The organism is Kosakonia sp. AG348, assembly GCF_003337365.1.
In the GTDB taxonomy this organism is placed as follows: Bacteria; Pseudomonadota; Gammaproteobacteria; order Enterobacterales; family Enterobacteriaceae; genus Kosakonia.
Genome location: NZ_QPJR01000014.1, coordinates 47,047 through 68,447 on the forward strand (window position 1 = coordinate 47,047; position 21,401 = coordinate 68,447).

General features: G+C 54.0%; 18 protein-coding genes and 4 tRNA genes. 5 read left to right on the forward strand and 17 right to left on the reverse strand.

All coding sequences use genetic code 11. From position 1 onward, the window contains the following. The first annotated feature begins 41 nt into the window (after positions 1–41). The 4 genes from hemC to hemY are packed head-to-tail and all read left to right on the forward strand — an operon-like array spanning position 42 to position 4,119. Positions 42–983 carry a hydroxymethylbilane synthase gene (gene hemC, locus DFO56_RS23305; RefSeq protein ID WP_045512941.1) on the forward strand — a complete coding sequence of 314 codons (942 nt, stop codon included), beginning with the start codon at positions 42–44 and terminating at the stop codon, positions 981–983. Beyond that, positions 980–1,720, forward strand: coding sequence for a uroporphyrinogen-III synthase (hemD, locus tag DFO56_RS23310; protein WP_045512940.1), 741 nt, complete (start codon positions 980–982; stop codon positions 1,718–1,720). The genes hemC and hemD overlap by 4 nt, the downstream gene beginning before the upstream one ends. Positions 1,721–1,741: 21 nt before the next feature. Next, entirely contained in the window at positions 1,742–2,920 is a 1,179-nt protein-coding gene (gene hemX / locus DFO56_RS23315) for a uroporphyrinogen-III C-methyltransferase (protein ID WP_020456010.1), read from the forward strand. A 2-nt stretch (positions 2,921–2,922) separates the two neighbouring features. Continuing rightward, on the forward strand, positions 2,923–4,119 hold the full coding sequence (hemY, locus tag DFO56_RS23320) for a protoheme IX biogenesis protein HemY (protein ID WP_045512937.1): 1,197 nt from the start codon (positions 2,923–2,925) through the stop codon (positions 4,117–4,119). Positions 4,120–4,733: 614 nt separating this feature from the next. On the opposite strand, the gene DFO56_RS23325 is transcribed toward hemY, so the two are convergent. From DFO56_RS23325 to trxA, 17 genes are all read right to left on the reverse strand, one after another. Continuing rightward, positions 4,734–4,810, reverse strand: a tRNA-Pro gene (locus DFO56_RS23325). 38 nt (positions 4,811–4,848) lie between these two features. After that, positions 4,849–4,934: transfer RNA gene (locus DFO56_RS23330), tRNA-Leu, on the reverse strand. 28 nt (positions 4,935–4,962) lie between these two features. After that, positions 4,963–5,038 (reverse strand) — tRNA-His (locus DFO56_RS23335). A 69-nt stretch (positions 5,039–5,107) separates the two neighbouring features. Further along, positions 5,108–5,184 (reverse strand) — tRNA-Arg (locus DFO56_RS23340). Between the two features lie 103 nt (positions 5,185–5,287). Beyond that, the gene (locus tag DFO56_RS23345; RefSeq protein WP_017459724.1) at positions 5,288–6,673 is read right to left on the reverse strand and encodes an amino acid permease; all 1,386 of its coding nucleotides are present in this window, start codon (positions 6,671–6,673) and stop codon (positions 5,288–5,290) included. A 258-nt stretch (positions 6,674–6,931) separates the two neighbouring features. Beyond that, positions 6,932–7,672, reverse strand: coding sequence for a lipopolysaccharide N-acetylmannosaminouronosyltransferase (gene wecG, locus DFO56_RS23350; RefSeq protein WP_020456007.1), 741 nt, complete (start codon positions 7,670–7,672; stop codon positions 6,932–6,934). Positions 7,673–7,684: 12 nt separating this feature from the next. After that, a complete protein-coding gene (wzyE, locus tag DFO56_RS23355; RefSeq protein WP_045512935.1) occupies positions 7,685–9,037 on the reverse strand; it encodes an ECA oligosaccharide polymerase in 1,353 nt (450 codons plus the stop codon). Beyond that, complete coding sequence (locus tag DFO56_RS23360) at positions 9,034–10,113, reverse strand: TDP-N-acetylfucosamine:lipid II N-acetylfucosaminyltransferase (protein ID WP_045512933.1); 1,080 nt, start codon at positions 10,111–10,113, stop codon at positions 9,034–9,036. Before DFO56_RS23360 ends, wzyE begins: the two co-directional genes overlap by 4 nt. Beyond that, a complete protein-coding gene (gene wzxE / locus DFO56_RS23365) occupies positions 10,110–11,360 on the reverse strand; it encodes a lipid III flippase WzxE (RefSeq protein ID WP_045512932.1) in 1,251 nt (416 codons plus the stop codon). Before wzxE ends, DFO56_RS23360 begins: the two co-directional genes overlap by 4 nt. A gap of 1 nt (position 11,361) precedes the next feature. Beyond that, positions 11,362–12,492 (reverse strand): dTDP-4-amino-4,6-dideoxygalactose transaminase, encoded by a 1,131-nt coding sequence (rffA, locus tag DFO56_RS23370; RefSeq protein ID WP_045512930.1) that lies wholly within the window; start codon positions 12,490–12,492, stop codon positions 11,362–11,364. Positions 12,493–12,496: 4 nt separating this feature from the next. After that, complete coding sequence (rffC, locus tag DFO56_RS23375) at positions 12,497–13,174, reverse strand: dTDP-4-amino-4,6-dideoxy-D-galactose acyltransferase (RefSeq protein WP_045512928.1); 678 nt, start codon at positions 13,172–13,174, stop codon at positions 12,497–12,499. 24 nt (positions 13,175–13,198) lie between these two features. Beyond that, positions 13,199–14,461, reverse strand: a complete 1,263-nt coding sequence (wecC, locus tag DFO56_RS23380) for a UDP-N-acetyl-D-mannosamine dehydrogenase (protein ID WP_045512926.1) — start codon at positions 14,459–14,461, stop codon at positions 13,199–13,201. Then, the gene (wecB, locus tag DFO56_RS23385) at positions 14,458–15,588 is read right to left on the reverse strand and encodes a non-hydrolyzing UDP-N-acetylglucosamine 2-epimerase (RefSeq protein ID WP_072051658.1); all 1,131 of its coding nucleotides are present in this window, start codon (positions 15,586–15,588) and stop codon (positions 14,458–14,460) included. The genes wecC and wecB overlap by 4 nt, the downstream gene beginning before the upstream one ends. 55 nt (positions 15,589–15,643) lie before the next feature. After that, complete coding sequence (gene wzzE, locus DFO56_RS23390) at positions 15,644–16,690, reverse strand: ECA polysaccharide chain length modulation protein (RefSeq protein WP_045512922.1); 1,047 nt, start codon at positions 16,688–16,690, stop codon at positions 15,644–15,646. 13 nt (positions 16,691–16,703) lie between these two features. Then, positions 16,704–17,807, reverse strand: a complete 1,104-nt coding sequence (gene wecA / locus DFO56_RS23395) for a UDP-N-acetylglucosamine--undecaprenyl-phosphate N-acetylglucosaminephosphotransferase (protein ID WP_045512920.1) — start codon at positions 17,805–17,807, stop codon at positions 16,704–16,706. 244 nt (positions 17,808–18,051) lie between these two features. Beyond that, positions 18,052–19,311: a transcription termination factor Rho gene (gene rho, locus DFO56_RS23400; RefSeq protein WP_004386383.1), complete on the reverse strand. Its 1,260-nt coding sequence runs from the start codon at positions 19,309–19,311 to the stop codon at positions 18,052–18,054. 344 nt (positions 19,312–19,655) lie between these two features. Then, complete coding sequence (trxA, locus tag DFO56_RS23405) at positions 19,656–19,985, reverse strand: thioredoxin TrxA (protein ID WP_017459713.1); 330 nt, start codon at positions 19,983–19,985, stop codon at positions 19,656–19,658. Positions 19,986–20,129: 144 nt separating this feature from the next. Here trxA and rhlB point away from each other — a divergent pair, with 144 nt between their 5' ends. Further along, the gene (gene rhlB / locus DFO56_RS23410) at positions 20,130–21,398 is read left to right on the forward strand and encodes an ATP-dependent RNA helicase RhlB (protein WP_020455997.1); all 1,269 of its coding nucleotides are present in this window, start codon (positions 20,130–20,132) and stop codon (positions 21,396–21,398) included. The last annotated feature ends 3 nt before the right edge of the window (positions 21,399–21,401 follow it).

Here is a 21,401-nt window from a genome sequence, read left to right on the forward strand (position 1 = left end):
AATGTTAGGATGGTCAACGGACGATAACGACGGTAACAAGCATGTTAGACAATGTTTTAAGAATTGCCACACGGCAAAGCCCTCTTGCGCTCTGGCAGGCACATTACGTTAAGGAACGCCTTGAGGCGAACCACCCTGGGCTAACAGTTGAACTGGTGCCGATGGTCACTCGCGGAGACGTGATCCTCGATACACCGCTGGCAAAAGTGGGCGGTAAAGGCCTGTTTGTCAAAGAACTCGAACTGGCACTGCTTGAAAACCGTGCCGATATCGCCGTGCATTCAATGAAAGATGTACCGGTCGATTTCCCGCAAGGGCTTGGCCTGGTGACCATCTGTGAGCGCGACGATCCACGCGACGCTTTTGTATCAAATCGCTATAACTCGTTGGATGAATTACCCGCTGGCAGCATTGTCGGCACCTCCAGCTTACGCCGCCAGTGTCAGTTAGCGGAGCATCGCCCGGACCTGGTGATCCGCTCCCTGCGCGGAAATGTCGGCACGCGTCTTAGCAAGCTCGACAACGGTGACTATGACGCGATTATTCTCGCGGTTGCCGGTCTTAATCGCCTTGGACTAGGTTCCCGCGTTCGCACTGCGCTGCCGCCGGAAACCTCGCTGCCAGCTGTCGGCCAGGGCGCGGTAGGTGTTGAGTGTCGCCTGGACGATACGCGTACGCGTGCCCTGCTCGCGCCGCTCAACCACGACGACACCGCCGTTCGCGTGAAAGCCGAACGCGCCATGAATACTCGTCTTGAAGGTGGCTGCCAGGTGCCAATTGGCAGCTATGCTGAACTGATTGATGGCGGGATCTGGCTGCGCGGTCTGGTCGGCGCGCCAGACGGCTCCATCATGGTACGTGGCGAACGTCTCGGCCGTCTGGAGGATGCCGAGCAGCTTGGTATCTCACTGGCGGAAGAGTTACTCGATAATGGCGCACGCGCCATTCTGGCCGAAATTTATAACGGAGACGCCCCCGCATGAGCATTCTGGTCACCCGCCCGTCCCCCGCTGGGGAAGAATTAGTGAGCCGACTGCGCACACTGGGGCTGGTGGCCTGGAGCTTTCCGCTGATCGAATTCACGCCGGGCCGCGAGTTGAGTTCACTCCCCGCCCGGCTTGCCGCGTTAACCGCAGACGACATGGTGTTCGCGCTGTCGCAACATGCCGTTTCCTTCGCTCACGCGCACCTGCAACAACAAGGTCTGCGTTTTCCGCGCGAACCGCACTATTTCGCGATTGGTCGCACCACCGCACTGGCACTACACACCGTTAGCGGGATTGACGTGCGCTATCCCCTCGATCGGGAAATCAGCGAAGTGTTGCTACAATTACCTGAATTACAAAGTGTTCAGGGCAAGCATGCGCTAATCTTACGAGGTAACGGCGGGCGCGAAGTGCTGGCGGAAACGCTGGCGGCGCGCGGCGCCGACGTTGAGTTTTGCGAGTGCTATCAACGCAGCGCGAAATGTTATGACGGCGCGGAAGAAGCGATGCGCTGGCACACGCGCGGCGTGACCACGCTTGTGGTCACCAGCGGCGAAATGATGCAACAACTGTATTCACTTATTCCTCCCTGGTATCGGGAGAACTGGTTACTTCGCTGCCGCCTGGTGGTGGTAAGTGAACGTCTGGCGCACCTCGCCCGGGATCTGGGCTGGCAGGATATTCAGGTCGCTGACAATGCCGACAACGATGCGCTGCTTCGCGCATTACAATAACTCTCATAATGGGAAGCCATAATGACGGAACAACAACACTCCTCCGCTGAGGTTGAAGAGACCAAAGCGGCTGACGGCGCAACGCCGCCGCCGGAGAAAGCAGAGAAAAATGCACGCGCTAACAGGACCAGCCTTGCACTCAGCGCGATCGCCATCGCGATTGCACTGGCATCTGGCGCAGGGCTTTATGGCTGGGTGAAACAGCAGACCGCAACCCTGAACAACAACAATGGCGAACTCGCCGACCAGGTGATTGCACTACAGCAATCGCAGGATAAGCAGCGTGCGGAGCTGGAAGGCGTAATCAAGCAGCAATCCAGTGAGCTTGCGGCGGCCAAACACCAGAATGACGTGCTGGCAAAAGAGCTGAATGAAGTGCAGCAGAAAGTGGCGACCATTTCCGGTTCCGACGCCAAAACCTGGCAGTTGGCTCAGGCTGATTTTCTGGTGAAACTGGCCGGTCGCAAACTGTGGAGCGATCAGGATGTCACCACCGCGGCGGCACTGCTGAAAAGCGCCGATGCCAGCCTCGCGGATATGAACGATCCGAGCCTTATCACTGCCCGCCGCGCAATTACGGACGATATCGCCAGCCTTTCCGCTATCACCCAGGTGGATTACGACGGCGCCATTCTGAAGTTAAATCAGCTTTCCAACCAGATTGATAACCTGCGTCTGGCGGACAATAACGATGATGACTCCCCGATGGACGCCGACAGCAGTGAACTGTCTGGCTCCATCAGCGAATGGCGGGTAAACCTGCAAAAAAGCTGGCAGAACTTTATGGACAGCTTTATTACCATTCGCCGTCGTGATGAAACAGCCGTACCGCTGCTCGCGCCGAATCAGGATATCTATCTGCGTGAGAACATCCGTTCGCGCCTGCTGGTTGCCGCGCAGGCCGTTCCGCGCCACCAGGAAGAGACTTACAAGCAAGCGCTGGATAATGTCTCCACCTGGGTGCGGGCCTACTACGATACCGATGACGCCGCGACCAAAGCGTTTCTTGAGGAAGTGGACAAGCTGAGCCAGCAAACCATCGCCATGGATTTGCCGGAATCACTGCAAAGCCAGCCGATTCTGGAAAAACTGATGCAGACGCGCGTACGTAATCTGATGGCTCAGCCAGCGCCAGCCGCTCCTGCTGAACAGCCACCTGCACCTGCCGCGCCTGCAGCCCCTACAGCGCAAGGAGAGTAACCATGTTAAAAGTGTTATTGCTCTTTGCACTGTTGATCGCCGGGATCGTGCTTGGCCCTATGCTTGCCGGGCACCAGGGGTACGTGCTGATCCAGACCGATAACTACAACATTGAAACCAGCGTTACCGGGCTGGTCATTATTCTGGTGCTGGCGTTGGTGGTTATCTTCGCTCTCGAGTGGGTGCTGCGCCGCATTTTCCGTACCGGCTCGCATACGCGTGGCTGGTTCGTCGGCCGTAAGCGCCGTCGCGCCCGTAAACAGACTGAGCAGGCGCTGCTGAAACTGGCGGAAGGCGATTATCAGCAGGTTGAAAAGCTGATGTCGAAGAATGCCGATCACGCTGAGCAACCGGTGGTTAACTACCTGCTGGCGGCAGAAGCGGCGCAGCAGCGCGGCGATGAAGTGCGTGCGAACCAGCATCTGGAACGCGCCGCAGAGCTGGCGGAAAACGATCCGATCCCGGTAGAAATCACCCGTGTGCGCCTGCAACTGGCGCGTAACGAAAACCATGCCGCGCGTCATGGCGTGGATAAGCTACTGGAAATCACCCCCCGCCACCCCGAAGTACTGCGTCTGGCGGAGCAGGCTTACATTCGCACCGGCGCGTGGACGTCGCTGGTGGATATCATCCCGTCGATGGCAAAAGCCAACGTTGGCGACGATGAACACCGCGATCTTCTGCAGCAGCAGGCGTGGATCGGCATGATGGATCAAGCGCGTGCCGATCAGGGCAGCGAGGGGCTGAAAACCTGGTGGAAAAACCAGAGCCGCAAAACCCGCCAGCAGGTGGTATTACAGGTAGCCATGGCTGACCATTTAATTGAGTGTGACGATCACGATACTGCGCAAGAAATCGTGCTTGATGGTCTGAAGCGCCAATATGACGATCACCTGGTACTGGTCATCCCTCGTCTGAAAACTAATAACCCGGAGCAGATCGAAAAAGTCCTGCGCCAGCAAATCAAAACGCAGGGCGATCGCCCGCTGCTGTGGAGTACGCTGGGGCAATCGTTGATGAAGCACGGTGAATGGCAGGAAGCTTGTCTTGCGTTTCGCGCCGCGCTGAAACAGCGTGCGGACGCGTTTGATTATGCCTGGCTCGCCGACTGCCTCGATCGCCTGCATCAACCGGAAGAAGCCGCCACCATGCGCCGTGACGGTTTGTTACTGACGCTGCAAAATAACCCGCCTCACTAACACTCTGATTCGAGTTGCAGGAAAGCCAACGCGCCTGCAACCCGAAACATGGAGTGTTACGCCATAAAAAAACGCCTGCCGGAATACTCAGGCAGGCGTTAAAACAGGTCTTTGACAACTAAATGGGTGCTTCACTCAACGTTATGTCCATGGTGTTTGATGAGGCCGAAGCGACATCTGTCTGTGGACGATAAGCACCGTAAACGGCTCTGCATCATTCCTGAGTTTATGAGGCCTGAAGGCGAACATAAGAGATGGAATGAGCATCTACGCGTATATTATTGCACATACCGTGCCATAACTGCATTAACTAATGTTACAGAGCGCAAACTTTTAAAATATCAGTAAATTCAGCGTTTCTTGCCCCGCCACCACGGCTTAACCGTCTTTCCTTAAAGCCAAAGTGTCGCTGCATAGCGACAAATAGCAGGCTAATTACTATAGCTATTTAAAATCATAGGATTACATGTCACCGTTAAGCGACACGCCAGATGCAGATTGTCGTCCACGAGCAACACAGGCAAAAAAGGGATGGAAAGACGCGCAATGCAGAAGCGGAATAAGTGGGCAGGAAAGATAAAAACAAAAAACCCCGCTTACGCGGGGTTCAAAATTGGTCGGCGAGAGAGGATTCGAACCTCCGACCCACTGGTCCCAAACCAGTTGCGCTACCAAGCTGCGCTACTCGCCGTTTTACTGCTTTTTGAATTTTTTGTTCAATCTAAGTTGTGGTGCGAGGGGGGGGACTCGAACCCCCACATCCTAAGGACACTAACACCTGAAGCTAGCGCGTCTACCAATTCCGCCACCTTCGCATTCCACGAAACTTGTACTGCAAAATAATGGGGTGGCTAATGGGACTCGAACCCACGACAACTGGAATCACAATCCAGGGCTCTACCAACTGAGCTATAGCCACCACTGTAAATCTGTTCACGCGGTATCGTGATATTTCACGAACCACCGCAGCTCAAGCGCCGGGTTTAAATGGCGCGCCCGACAGGATTCGAACCTGAGACCTCTGCCTCCGGAGGGCAGCGCTCTATCCAGCTGAGCTACGGGCGCGTAGCGCCGTTGCGGGGGTGGATAGTACGGACTTCGGGCGCGGCTGTCTAGTGCTTTTTTTAAAGAAAATGCGCGTTTGGTTATGCTTTGCGCATTTTGCCTCTTATTCACCCACCCGTTGCGTCACAGCATGCCGATGGAAGCCAAATACCTTATACGCCACCGTTACCGCAGCGAGGAAGATAATGCCGACAAACAGCGACATACGCGTGTCATCGTTGAAGCCCATCCCCACCAGCACGCAAATCAGAAATGCCATGGTTAACCAGTTTGCCCACGGGAACAGCATTGAGCGGAACGGATGGCTGGCAATCGCTTCTTTATGGGCTTTACGGAAACGCAACTGACTAATCAAAATCACGAACCACGGCACCATGCCTGGCAACACGCTGGCGCTGTACACGTAAACAAACACCCGCTGTGGGTTCGGAATCACGTAATTCAGGCAGGAGCCGACCAGCAGAATAATAATGGAAATGGTCACGCCCATCGCCGGAACGCCGCTTTTGGACACTTTCGCCACCGCCGCCGGCAACTGGCGGTTCTTCGCCAGCGCGTAAAGCATACGACCACAGCTATACATACCGCTGTTACAACCGGACAGCGCCGCCGTCAGCACAACAAAGTTAATGATACCTGCCGCCGCGGTGATACCGATTTTGGCAAAGGTCAGCACAAACGGGCTGCCATTGGTGCCAATTTCATTCCACGGGAAGATGGTAACAATGACAAAAATGGCACCCACATAGAAAATCAGAATGCGCCACAGCACCTTGCTGACTGCGCTACGCAGCGTTACTTGCGGATTTTTCGCTTCACCTGCGGTGATACCAATCAACTCGACACCCTGGTATGAGGCCACAACGATACAGAGCGCGGTTAAAAAGCCCTTCCAGCCGCCGGCAAAGAAACCGCCATGTTCGGTCAGGTTGCCAAAACCGATAGAGTGACCACCATTACCAAAGCCGAAGAAAATCACGCCCAGGCCCACGACAATCATCACGATAATGGTGGTGACTTTGATCATCGCAAACCAGAATTCAATTTCACCATACAAACGCACTGCAGCCAGGTTGGCCAGGGCGACCAGCCCCACCGCAATCAGCGCGGGTATCCACTGTGCAAGATCCGGGAACCAGAACTGGACATACACGCCAATCGCGGTGATTTCCGAGATGCCAACCGCCATCCACATAAACCAATAGGACCAGGCGGTGAGATAGCCAAAAAACGGGCTCATATAGCGATGCGCATAAACCGCGAAAGACCCGGCGACCGGCTCCAGAAACAGCATCTCGCCCATCGAGCGCATAATAAAGAAGACGAAAATCCCGGCGATAATATACGCCAGCAATACCGACGGGCCTGCCCATTTCAGCGTACTGGCAGCCCCCATAAACAGGCCTACGCCTATGGTGCCCCCGAGGGCAATTAATTCGATGTGACGAGACTCCAGACCACGCTGAAGCTCTGGTTTGTTTTCGGCCATAAATCCTCTGTTGTGTTTGCTTCTTTCTTTGCCCGCTCTGCGGGTTATTGTTATGAGTTTTTCCTCAGCTCATAACAGGCCATGCTGCACCGACCCGGAAATGGTTGGCGCAAAAAACACCACGGCACTGCAATGAGTGAGCGAATGGTTTCTTAAAATGAGGAAAATGGCAAACGATGTATAAAAAAAACAGGTGTAATGCACAATAAAACAGCAACAGGAAGGAAAAAGGCAGCGCATTACGCCGCCGGGGGAGAGTCAGAGTTTTCCGCTGTAGTGCCAGCGCAGATAACGCAGCAAGCGTAACTGGCGTTTCAGCCGCGTCGGTTGCGACAATAAGCGATACAGCCACTCCAGCCCTGATTTCTGCCAGAGTTTCGGCGCGCGCTTAACATGGCCGGTAAAGACATCGTAAGTGCCGCCCACGCCCATATACAGCGCATCCGGCCAGACAGCACGGCAGTCGCGCATAAAAATCTCCTGTTTTGGCGAGCCCATTGCGACGGTGACGATTTTCGCCCCGCTATCGCGGATCCGCTCAAACAGCGCTTGTCGCTGCGCCGGACTAAAGTAGCCGTCCTGGCTTCCCACAATATTCACCTGCCATTGCGCACGCAGTTTCTGCTCTGTTTGTGCCAGCACTTCAGGTTTGCCACCGACCAGAAACACCGGTGTGCCCGTTTTTCCTGCCCGTGCCATCAGTTGTTCCCAGAGATCGGCCCCCGCAACGCGAGAAACCTGCGCCTGCGGGAATTTCTTGCGCAGCGATCGCACGACGCTGATGCCATCGGCGTATTTATATTCCGCCGCCTCAATCAACGCGCGAACTTGCGCGTCATCTTCCAGCGTCAACATTTTCTCCGCGTTGATCGCCACCAGCGTGCCCTGCCTGATTTGCCCATCCGCACAGAGAAAATCCAGCGCGTGTTGCATATCACGCCAGCCAACCAGTTTCAGACCGCGCAGGTCATACAGCGGCGCTGCCGTCTTATCCGTCATGTTAAATCCTTTTCACACCTGGGAGAGGGGTTTTACTACGCGCGTATCGCGGCGATGTATAAGTCCTGCACTGTCAAACAGCCAGTACAGCAGTTTCGCCATCAGCAGGCAGAAGCCGAAAATAGCAAGGAAGAACACCACCCGCGAGGCAAACGCATCCAGCCCTTCGCGCGCCAGCACAATCATGTTGAAAATAGCGCCAAAGCAGAAACTATGAAGAATCGCGGCTTTATAACGGTTGGTTTCCCGGTTTCCTAAAGTATATAACCAGTCGAACCATTTAATGATCAGGCCTACCACCACCGCACCCAGCGGGATAAACCACGCGCCGCCCATCACCACTAACGAACCAATCAGCGTGGGCGAAATTGCCAGCCCGGAGTGATTGTTCAGCACTTCCCAGGTGAAGTAGTTCGCCGTGTTGAGCACAATGCCAGGCCGCGAAGGCCATAACCAGGAAGGGATAAACACGTAGAAGTCGCGCACAATCGGCGCCAGCCCCTGAAAATCAATCTTGTCGTAGTTTTGCAACAGCAGCGACAAGTTTTCCCACGGCGAGAAGGTGTCGCGCGTCAGGTATAAAAAGGTGTAAAACGCTTCGTCGCCGCTGACATTTAAGCCATAGCGTTTCAGCGCCAGCCAGAACATACCGACAATCCCCAGCACGCCCGCTGCCGCCAGCATCCAGAGCGAAATCCAGCCGCGAATAATGCCGATAAACAGGAAAATCGCGAACGCGATAATGATATTGGCGCGCGTACCGCCAACAATCATGTAGGTTAGCAGGCCAAACGCTACGGTGCTGACCAGAAAGAACAGCCACGCCTGCACACTCTGACGCAGGAAGTAGACCACCAGCATCGCCGGAATAAAGAAGTAGAAGAAACGTTTTAACGCGACGCCGGACACTTCGCTGGAGAAGATCTGACTATAGGAGTGCAAGCGGAATAACAGGAAGCCGTTGTGCATAAAGAAGATCCCCACGCTCACCAGCGCGATGATCATCAGCACCACCCATGTCAGATGCGCTTCCACCCGGTTAATAGTGAACAGAGGGCGACGTGTCACCTGTTCGGCTTTCGCCCGCAACCGCGTTTTGTACGTCACGTAATAGATGCCATAGAAACATGCAGCCGCCAGCAATGACTGCATCATAATTCCCGGCGGTGCCACGGCGACGTTAAAACGGAACACCAGCACGCAGGTCAGCGGAAAACCAAAGAAAAAGGTCAGCAGAAACAGCAGCGAAAAGAAAACGTTAAAATTAAACCGCACACGGCGGAATTCAAACCAGGTCAGCGTGGCGATAAACAGCGTCGCCAGCAGCCAGATGATAAACAGTCCGCAAAACTCAAGTGGGCTCATCCGACGATCCCCGCAGCCATACGCAGCGTTTTATGCCAAAGCGTAATGTAATTCGGGCTAAAGAACGTAATGGCATGCTTATCCACTGCCACCAGCTGCCGCCGAGCTTCGCGGATCACCGCTTCGCTTAGCGCATCGCTGGTAAACAACACCGGAATATCTTCTGCCACCATATCGCGCCAGAACGGATTCTCCCGGTTCAGTACGCAGGGAACGCCAGCCTGAATCAGTAAGCAGAGCGTGCCAATCCCCTGCTGACGGGCGAAAATAAAGTAACCTAAATCGCATTGCGCCAGCAGTGCCAGATAGGCGTCAAAGTCCATTTTTTCGCTCAGAATACGCAAGTTATCTGCGCTAAATAGCGCCAGACCGGCGTTGCGGACCGCGGTGATATAGCTGTCGTTATTCGCCGGATACCCCATCGGTACAATGATATTCACCGTGTCGCCAAACTGGCGGTGAATCGCTCGCAATGCAGCAATATGCTCGTTGCTCGGGTCGCCGGAGTTACCCACCAGAATCGTCAGTTTGCCTTCCCGTTGCAGTTCGTGCGCCATGGTATTCAGCGCCGGATCCATACGCGTTGGGAAATAGAGCAGCTCGCCGCGCACGCCAGGGTTACGTTGCCCGAACCAAGCCAGATCGCCACGGGTAGCAAAAATGCAGCCCACCCGGCGTTGCGCTAAACGGCGCAGCGGATAAAAAAGACGGAATTTGAGGCTGCGCGACACTTCATACAGATCGGCGCCCCAGGCATGCCAGTAGAACTGTTCGCGCCTGATAGCACCGCGCAATAACGCCAGCCACAGGCCGAAGTTGAACTGACCGTGAAAGAAAAAGCGTTGCTGGCGATCGGCTTTTGCGCGCGCGACAACGGCCTTTGCCAGCGCGTTTTTATCGGCATAGAAGTGCAGCGTTAATTCCGGATACGCCGCGCGTTGCCCTTCGTCGCAGCCAACAACCATAAATTCACGGGCATACGCGCCCGAAGCCGCAAGGTTTTCGTTAAAAAACCGCAGAACAGTCTGGTTATGGTGTGGGATATCCGATCCCAGTACGTGAATCAGTGCAGTCATGCCTTCTTACGCCAAATCAAAAAAGCGCCGCAACAAGCGGCAAAATAACAAATGTAGGTCGCCATATAGGCCTGCGCCGCGCCGATAGCGCCATGCGCCGGGATAAGCACGCGCGAAAAGAGCGTTAACAGCGCGAACTGGCTCACTTCCGCCAGAATATAAAAGCGCAGCGACGCTTTGGCGATAACCAAATAACCAAATACGTAAGCGCCCACTTTCAATACATCCCCTACCAGCTGCCAGGCGAACAGATCGCGCATCGCCGTGAATTTGTCGGAAAACAGCAGCCAAATCGCCACATCGCGTAGCAACCAGACGCAAAGGCTTACTGCCGCTACCGCCGGTAACACAAAACGCAGCGATTTAACGATTTCACGCGAGATCTCTGCTTTTGTGGTCAATCTGGACAATGTTGGCAACAGATAAACGCTGAACGAGGCGGTGATAAATTGCAGATAAGCATCGGAGATACTGCTGACCCCTTGCCAGATCCCCACGTCATCCCAGCTGTAATGTGCCGCCAGTTGGTTTCGCATCATCACGTAAGCGAGCGGCATGGTCGCCGAGGTGATCAGCGCCATTAGCGTAAATTTGCTTAACTGTCCCGCTAATCCGTTGTCCCATTTCGGCGCAAAGTACGCCAGCGGAACACTGCCACGCAGCATCAGCATGAACATTGCCGGGATAACCACCAGCGCCGGAACCAGCGCCATTCCCAGCAACGCGCCCTGATAGCCGCCCAGTTTGAAGCAGAGAAACCACGCCAGTACGCCGATCACGCTACCGATAATCAGAGAGAGTGCGTTACTTGCTGCGTCGCGAAACCCTTTCATCACCGCCAGCAGCAGGTTGGCCCATGCAATGCCCATCTGCACCAGCGCCACCAGACGCACCAGCCCCTGATAATCTTTATGCCCGAATAACCCCTGGCTGATGGGTGCTGCCGCCAGCAGGAAAATCAGCGCCAGCAGCGTCGAAAAGCCCAGCACCATCGCGGACGACGTGCCCACAGCAACGCGCAAACGGGCAGGATCGCCATGGTATTGCGCGACAAATTTCGTTACGCCGTTAAAAATCCCGGCGCCTGCCAGTACACCCAGCACGGTGATAAGCTGGCGGAAATTCCCCGCCTGCCCGACCCCTGACGGGCCAAACGCCACCGCAAGCAGTTTGACCACCAGCAAGCCCGCGCCAATCTTGACCAGCGTGCTGGCGGCCGTCCATATCGATGCTTTTGCCAGCGACATGTCAGTTGAAGTAGCTCAGAAGCGTGTTGATAACGGTGCGCTGATTAACCGGTGCCAGGTTGTAGAACAGCGGCAGACGAAGCAAACGCTCACTTTCTTGTGTGGTGTAACGATCTTCCCCGTGGAATTCGCCGAATTTTTCACCGGCTGGTGAAGCATGCAGCGGGATATAGTGGAACACCGCGAGGATTTCCGCTTCTTTCAGGAAGGCAATCAGCGCACTGCGGTCGGCTTCATCGCGCAGCTTGATATAAAACATATGCGCATTATGGCTGCACTCCGCAGGGATCGAGGGCAGCTCAATGCGACCCGCGCGCGCCAGCGGTTTTAACGCGTCGTAATAGGTTTGCCACAGCGCCAGGCGCTGCTGGTTGATGCGTTCTGCCGCTTCCAGTTGCGCCCATAAATAGGCCGCCTGGAGATCCGCCATCAGATAGCTGGAACCGATATCCCGCCAGGTGTATTTATCCACCTGCCCACGGAAAAACTGGCTGCGGTTAGTGCCTTTCTCACGAATAACCTCTGCCCGCTCTACCAGCGCGCGATCGTTAATCAGCGTCGCACCGCCTTCGCCGCCGGCAGTGTAGTTTTTGGTTTCATGGAAACTAAAGCAACCAATATGGCCGATGGTGCCCAGCGCCCGCCCTTTATAGGTCGACATCACGCCCTGTGCGGCATCTTCCACCACGTACAAATTATGGTGTTTGGCAATCGCCATAATGGTATCCATTTCGCAGGCGACACCCGCATAATGCACCGGCACAATGGCGCGAGTATTTTCGGTGATGGCGGCTTCGATCTGCGTTTCATCAATGTTCATGGTATCCGGGCGGATATCAACAAAGACGATTTTCGCACCGCGTAGTACAAACGCATTGGCGGTCGAAACGAAGGTATAGCTCGGCATGATCACTTCATCGCCAGGCTGGATATCCAGCAGCAGCGCTGCCATCTCCAGCGAGGCAGTGCAGGAAGGCGTCAGTAAGACTTTCGCGCTGTGAAAACGCTGCTCCATCCACTGCTGACAGCGGCGGGTAAAACCGCCATCGCCGCACAACTTACCGCTACCCATCGCCGACTGCATGTAGTCGAGTTCCGTTCCCACCACTGGTGGAGCGTTAAAGGGGATCATAGAGTCACCTGTATAGCCACAAGGCGGTGCTTTCAATATTCGCCCCGCTCTGAATATAGCGTTTAAGTGCGGCAGTGTTCCCAAGCTGAGTCGCTACCCACACACGTTTTAGCTCGCGCTGGCGCGCCCAGTGGCACGCCGCCTGCATTAATTTTTCGCCCATACCGCGCCCGGCCAGCAGACCAATACGGACTTCCTGTTCGTTGAGCTGGCGCAGCGAGACAAAGCCCGCGATAGCGCCATGCACATTACGGAAGACCAGGCATTGATGGTCAAACTCGCCTTTTACCGCGTTTTCAATCCATTGCGCATAAAAACGCCCGCTCGCCTCTGCTGGATACCAGGGTGCGCGGAACCGGCTCTGCACAAAGATTTCGGCTGCCATCTGGCGTAGCACAGGGATATCCGCAAGTGTTGCCACTTCAGCCGCCGGATCGACGCCCTGTTCCTCTACCGCCAGCGAGAGGTCGATCTCGCCTTCAACCAGTTGAAAACCGAGCTGCTGCAACGCATCCAGCATCCCGGGCTGCGATGCCGGCAGTTTCACCTGCACACGCTCCCAATTAGCGAAATCCGCGCGGGTCAGCGCAGGAGCAGAGGGTTGCAGGCGAACAATCGCGCTACGCAAACTAAAAAAGCGACTTTCCCAGGTCAGCTCTTCTACCGTACCGTGAATATTCATGCTGTTTCCTTTATGCACGCTCGCTTAACGCCAGACACCTTTGGTATCAACAACGAACTGCTGGCCAATGCTGGTGCTCTCCACCGCTTTAAACTCGTTATGATCAACCAGCATCACCAGCACATCAGCCTGCGCCAGCGCATCATGGGTTTTTACCAGCGTGGCGTGTCCGGCGAATTTAGCCGGCAGTTGATGAATATTCGGTTCCACCACCAGCGTTTCACCGCTGTGCCACTGTGCGATATCGAGGGCAATTTCCATTGCCGGACTTTCACGCAAATCATCAATATTGGGCTTAAAGGCCAGCCCGAAACAGGCGATTTTGATTTCACTGGCGCGCTTGCCGCTGGTCGTCAGACAATCAGCAACCATCGCTTTAACCTGACTCAACACCCAGTGCGGCTTAAAGTCGTTAACTTCACGCGCGGTGCGGATAAGCCGCGACTGCTGCGGATTTTGCGCGACAATAAACCACGGATCAACGGCGATACAGTGTCCGCCAACGCCCGGACCCGGCTGGAGAATATTGACGCGCGGATGGCGGTTCGCCAGGCGAATCAACTCCCAAACGTTGATCCCCTGATCGGCGCAAATCAGCGACAGTTCGTTGGCAAACGCAATGTTGACATCGCGGAAACTGTTTTCGGTAAGTTTGCACATTTCAGCGGTGCGCGAGTTGGTCACCACGCATTCGCCTTCAAGGAAAATGTTGTACAGCTCGCTGGCACGCGCCGAACAAACCGGCGTCATCCCGCCAATCACGCGGTCATTTTTAATCAGCTCAACCATCACTTGCCCCGGCAGCACGCGCTCCGGGCAGTAGGCGATATTAATGTCGGCGTTTTCACCCGCCTGCTGCGGGAAAGTGAGATCCGGGCGCGCTTCGGCAAGCCACTGCGCCATCTGTTCTGTTGCCCCTACCGGTGAGGTTGACTCAAGGATCACTAACGCGCCTTTGCCGAGCACTGGCGCGATGGATTTAGCCGCCGCCTCAACATAGGCCATATCCGGCTCGTGCTCGCCTTTAAACGGCGTTGGCACGGCGATCAAGTAAGCATCTGCGACGACAGGTGTGGTGCTCGCGCGAAGATAACCGCCGTTTACCGCCGATTTCACTACATTTCCCAGTTCCGGCTCGACGATATGGATTTCGCCACGGTTAATGGTTTCCACCGCATGGGCGTTGATATCGACACCAACAACCTGCTTCTGCCGTGACGCAAACGCTGCTGCGGTAGGCAGACCAATATAGCCCAGGCCAATAACGGAAATGGTTTTAAAGCTCATAGTGTTACCCGATTATTTTTAAGTGCGTGCAAAATGCGGCCACAGGCCAGCCCGTCACCATAAGGGTTGTGCGCGCGGCTCATCGCCTGCCAGGCATCGTTGTCATGAAGCAGGCGCGAGACCTCTTCCACAATGCGCTGGCGATCCGTGCCAACCAGTTTAACCGTGCCCGCATCGACGGCTTCCGGGCGTTCGGTGGTATCACGCATCACCAGCACCGGCTTGCCGAGAGAAGGCGCTTCTTCCTGTATGCCACCCGAATCCGTCAGGATCAGCCAGGCATGATTCATCAACCACAAAAACGGCAGGTAATCCTGGGGTTCTATCAGGGTAACGTTCTCGACGTGGCCAAGAATTCGGTTTACTGGCTCGCTGACATTGGGGTTCAGATGGACCGGATAGACAATTTGCACATCATCATGTTGCGCGGCGATATCCGCCAGCGCATGGCAAATTTGTTCAAAACCACGACCAAAACTCTCGCGGCGATGTCCGGTGACAAGAATGAGTTTTTTATCTCTATTAAGGAACGGATAACGCGCCGCCAGCGCCTCGTAGCGCGAAGGGTTGTTCATCACGCTGTCGCGCACCCAGAAAAGCGCATCAATAACGGTGTTGCCGGTAACAAAAATGCGGTTATCCGCAACATTCTCACGGCGTAAATTGCGGCGGGAGTTTTCCGTCGGCGCAAAGTGATACATCGCCAGGTGGCCGGTCAATGTGCGGTTTGCCTCTTCTGGCCATGGCGAAGAGAGATCGCCAGTACGCAGGCCCGCTTCAACATGCCCGACAGGAATACGCTGATAAAATGCGGCAAGGCTCGCCGCAATCGTCGTTGTCGTGTCGCCATGCACCAGCACCACATCGGGGCGGAAGGATTCAAGGATTGGCTTTAATCCTTCAAGAATGCCGCAGGTAATCTCCGTAAGCCCTTGCCCTGGCCGCATAATGTTTAGATCGTAATCCGGAACAATCGAGAAGAGCGTTAACACCTGATCAAGCATCTCCCGATGCTGCGCAGTGACGCAAACTCTTGCTTCAAAGTCTGGATCCTTTGCCAGCGCATGTACCAGCGGAGCCATTTTGATGGCTTCTGGCCTCGTGCCAAATACGGTAAGTACTTTCACAACGATTCTCTTCGATTAGAGGATGAAGGCATCATGCCTTCATCTCGGACGGCGTTTAGTTCGAACGGCGGCGCGTTAATGCAATACCCGACCCGATTAGCGCACCGACAATTCCCCACATGATCATCAGGAAAGCACGACGCGGGCTGTCGCGTTTTACCGGTTCTTCCGGCGTACGCAAATAACGATATGTCTGAAAACGGGGATCAAGTGTCGGACCGACGTTAAGCGTATTCAGCATTGCCCGGTTTTGATCATAGTCCAGATCGAACTGCGGCCCTACCGCTTGCAGATTTTCCAGCCGCGCTTGCAGCATTGGGCGACCCAGCATAAACAGTTCTGAATCCGGCAATTCGTCCGGTGGAACCTCTGTTTCGTTATGAGAGATATTGTGCTGTTCGGCGATTTTTAGCGCTTGCTGGACATTATGCAGACGGCGGTTATAAATAGCCTTTGCCACTTCTTCCTGACGTTTCACCTGCGCTTTCATCTGAATGGTACGCGCGGCCCAGGCACCTTTCAGCTCATCATTAAGATGGCTGGCGGCACGCTGGCTGGCAAACGCGACATACTGACGCAGCAGGTTGTTGGCATCTGGCGCGGTTTCAGCAATTAACTTAACGTTGTCGTTAAGGTTGCGGACAACATCTCCTGGCGTGTACTGGATGTTATTGATGAGTTCGTCGAGCGTCGCCGCATCCGCTTTGCTGTTACCCACCAGGCGCTGTTTGTAGTAATCCGTTTGCGACCAGAAATCGCGGCGCGTATCCCACGAGGCGAGTTGCATAATAAACTCTTTGTACGCCTCATCCATTACCGATACCTGATCGGTTGGTGTCTGGTTAGCTTTGTCGTCCAGGTTACGCAGGAACTGTTGTTGGGAGTAATAACCTCCCAGCATATTGACGGTGGGGCGGTCGGTAACTGCGGTGGCTCCCCATTCCTGGGTCGCAAAGAAAGTCCAGACTAAGGCGAGCAAAGCAAACAGCAGTGCTATTCCCGCGATCCATAATTTTCCTGCCCACAAAGTACGGAATAAACCCCGGATATCCAGTTCGTTTTCCGTACCCGTTGAAGGTGTTCCTGACGCTGGTTGAATCATCGCTTTCCCGGATTTACTTGGTTAGTGTTGATTTAGAAACGCTATTACGGCGTATTCTGCGTTTAACTCGCTTGATAAAGCGCGCCACTTTCCATGCGCGCTTAATACAGTAGCCATACAAAAAGAACGCTAGCAAAAACAGTGCCAACATCACCCATTCCGGGGTGAGGCGGAGATATTCTGCGGCAACGCCGATGCTGGCCAGCACAGCGGCGGCAAGAGTAATCAGCACAAAGGCCTGACGAGAAGTAAACCCTGCGCGCATGATCAGATGATGAATATGCTGGCGATCCGGCGAAAAAGGACTCATCCCTTTGCGTAAACGGCGATACATGATGGCCACCATATCCATTAAAGGAATGGCGATGATCCATAAAGCCGTAACCGGGCTGATCGGGTGTGTTTGGCCCTGCGTCGTTTCCAGCAAAATCCAAATAACGGTAAAACCGATAAGCGTACTTCCGGCGTCGCCCATAAAAACTTTGTAGCGACGTCCCAGAATACCCAGATTCAATAAGATGTAAGGAATTATCGCGGCGATCATGGCGAAACACCACAGCGCAAGGCTGAATTGCCCGTCAAACCATAAAATGAAGCCGATCGCAGCAAACGAAACGCAGGAAAGCCCGCCCAGTAGACCATCAATGCCATCAACCATATTGAACGCGTTGATTGCTGCCCATATAGCAAATAATGTCAGTATGTAGCCGAAAGGACCTAACACCATTTCCCATGAGCCAAAAATATAGCCGAGGCTGCTGAGATAAAGTTTGCCGACGACCATCATAATAATGGCGATCAATGCCTGGACAGCAGCACGGATTTTTACACTAATATCGAATCGATCGTCCAGCGCACCGACAAAGACCAAAACACCGGCGCAACAGAGATAGAGGGCAGCATGGGGAATGTAATAATCTGTGATACCAAACGTAAAGCAGACGCCTGCGAATACTGAAATTCCCCCAACAAGAGGGATCAATCCCTGATGCCGTTTACGATAGTTGGGTTTGTCCACCAGTCCGATATATCTTGCTATTTTACGAGCAAAAAACAAAAAGACGGTTGTGAACAAGAAAATACTGAATAATTCAGTACACGCAGTGAGTAAATTCACAATGGATGCTCTCAGCGAATGTTAATCCTGGCAGTATAACGACGTTGCCATGCTCTATAAAATGAGAAAGCAGGTCGTTTACAAGCTTTATTGTCTGTTTTTCAACCGAACGAGATATTCAACAGATTTATCTATCACTCTTGAGCGGTCGGCCTCGGACAATGCCTGTCCCAGTGCATATAGCGTATAGCTCGCAAATAAAAAACGCCACGTAAAAACGTGGCGTTTCCGAGGTTTATTTATATTAAGAGCGCTTCATCATGTCGAAGAACTCATCATTCGTCTTCGTCATTGCCAGCTTGTTAATGAGGAACTCCATCGCGTCGATCTCACCCATCGGGTGAATGATTTTGCGCAGGATCCACATTTTCTGCAGCTCTTCCTGCGTAGTGAGCAGCTCTTCTTTACGCGTACCGGAACGGTTGTAATCAATCGCCGGGAAGACACGTTTTTCAGCAATTTTACGCGAGAGGTGCAGTTCCATGTTACCGGTGCCTTTAAACTCTTCGTAAATCACTTCGTCCATTTTCGAACCGGTATCAATCAGCGCGGTCGCAATAATGGTCAGGCTGCCGCCCTCTTCCACGTTACGCGCGGCACCGAAGAAGCGTTTCGGGCGATGCAGGGCGTTCGCGTCGACACCACCGGTCAACACCTTGCCGGAAGCCGGAACAACGGTGTTGTAAGCACGTGCCAGGCGAGTGATGGAGTCCAGCAGAATGATAACGTCTTTCTTGTGCTCGACCAGGCGCTTGGCCTTCTCGATAACCATTTCTGCAACCTGCACGTGGCGGGAAGCCGGTTCGTCAAAGGTAGAAGCAACCACTTCACCTTTAACCAGACGTTGCATTTCGGTCACTTCTTCCGGGCGTTCGTCAATCAACAGCACCATCAGCACACAGTCTGGATGGTTGTAAGCAATGCTCTGCGCGATGTTCTGCAGCAGCATGGTTTTACCGGCTTTTGGCGGTGCAACAATCAGACCACGCTGACCACGACCGATCGGCGACGCCAGATCCAGTACGCGTGCGGTTAAGTCTTCCGTCGAGCCATTACCACGTTCCATACGCAGACGAGAGTTCGCGTGCAGCGGCGTTAAGTTTTCGAACAGAATCTTATTGCGCGCGTTTTCCGGCTTATCGAAGTTCACCTCGTTAACTTTCAGCAATGCAAAGTAACGTTCACCTTCTTTAGGCGGGCGAATCTTACCTGAAATGGTGTCACCAGTGCGGAGGTTGAAACGGCGGATTTGGCTGGGGGATACGTAGATGTCGTCAGGGCCGGCGAGGTAGGAGCTGTCTGCGGAGCGGAGGAAACCAAATCCATCCTGCAGAATCTCCAGCACGCCATCGCCAAAGATATCTTCGCCACTCTTCGCGTGCTGCTTCAGGATGGCGAAAATGATGTCCTGTTTGCGCATACGGGCCAGGTTTTCCAGCCCCATATTTTCGCCGAGAGTGATCAGCTCAGAAACCGGCGTATTCTTTAATTCGGTAAGATTCATAATGGTGTGGGTTCTTAAACTCGGGGTAGATCTCGAACTTAATGTTGTGAATGGTATGGCAGGGTCATCCATGCCTGTTAACGGCCATCAACTTATGTCTGATCGGTGCCTGGTCACAGGAAAGTACGCAGAACTGAAACGATAAGACGGAATAAGTGATAAGCCCGGAATCTGTCGACTTCACTCGCGATGGTGTTGCTCTGCGGGAAGTATCGGGGTAATGCTAGATTCAAACAACTAAAGGTATGTTCAAAACGAAGTCAAAACTAAATTAGCACGGCTGAAGCCGGGCGTCCAGCGATCCAAAAAAATTAGGACTGCTGGCACGCCGGCAGAGTCTGGGGTTACGCCAGGTTGGCGTCCAGGAACTCTTTCAGTTGGCCTTTAGACAAGGCACCAACTTTGGTTGCTGCCACTTCGCCGTTTTTAAACAGCAGCAGGGTCGGGATACCACGGATGCCGTATTTCGGCGCAGTGCCTGGATTCTGGTCAATGTTCAGCTTCGCAATGGTCAGCTTGCCTTCGTACTCATCAGCGACTTCATCCAGAATCGGGGCGATCATTTTACACGGTCCACACCACTCTGCCCAGAAATCAACGAGCACAAGCCCGTCCGCTTTGAGTACATCCGTGTCAAAACTATCGTCAGTCAGGTGAATAATTTTATCGCTCATATATAACTCCACAGGAATAAGCCTGGCATGTTGGTGTAGCATAAAACAGCAACGTGTTGATGCCACAATAACCAACTAAAGGTTGACTTTATTTCACCGGATACGCTTTCGTAAAGCAATAGTAAGCTGATATTCTACCACACTATGAGCAAAACACATTTAACAGAACAGAAGTTTTCCGACTTCGCCCTGCACCCAAAAGTGATCGAAGCCCTTGAAAAAAAAGGGTTTCATAATTGCACGCCTATTCAGGCCCTGGCTCTTCCGCTGACGCTGGCGGGCCGTGATGTTGCAGGTCAGGCGCAAACCGGTACCGGCAAAACGATGGCGTTTTTAACGTCAACGTTTCATTATCTTCTCTCTCACCCGGCAATCGAAGACCGTAAAGTGAACCAGCCGCGCGCAATTATTATGGCGCCGACACGTGAACTGGCGGTACAAATTCACGCCGATGCAGAACCGCTGGCGCAGGCGACTGGCCTGAAGCTGGGTCTGGCTTACGGCGGTGACGGCTACGACAAACAGCTGAAAGTGCTGGAAAGCGGCGTCGATATTTTAATCGGCACCACGGGCCGAATGATCGATTACACCAAACAGAACCATATTAACCTGGGCGCGATCCAGGTCGTGGTGCTGGACGAAGCAGATCGTATGTACGATCTGGGCTTTATCAAAGATATCCGCTGGTTGTTCCGCCGCATGCCACCCGTGACTTCACGTTTGAACATGCTTTTCTCCGCCACGCTGTCCTACCGGGTGCGCGAGCTGGCATTTGAGCAGATGAATAACGCTGAATACGTCGAAGTGGAGCCGGAACAAAAAACGGGCCACCGCATTAAAGAAGAGCTTTTCTACCCGTCCAACGACGAGAAAATGCGTCTGCTGCAAACGTTGATCGAAGAAGAGTGGCCGGATCGCGCCATTATCTTCGCTAATACTAAACACCGCTGTGAAGATATCTGGGGCAGCCTAGCCGCAGATGGTCATCGTGTTGGTTTGCTCACCGGCGATGTGGCGCAGAAAAAACGCCTGCGTATTCTCGACGAATTCACGCGTGGCGATCTCGACATTCTGGTGGCGACTGACGTTGCCGCACGTGGTCTGCATATTCCTGCGGTCACGCACGTTTTTAACTATGACCTGCCGGATGATTGTGAAGATTACGTTCACCGTATCGGTCGTACCGGTCGCGCTGGCGCCAGCGGTCACTCAATCAGCCTCGCCTGTGAAGAGTACGCATTGAACCTGCCGGCGATTGAGACCTATATCGGGCACTCGATTCCGGTCAGCAAATACGATCCGGATGCCCTGCTCACCGAGCTGCCGCCGCCAAAACGCCTGACGCGTTCACGCTCTGGCAACGGCCCGCGCCGCAGCGGTGGCGCTCCACGTAATCGTCGTCGTTCAGGTTAAAAA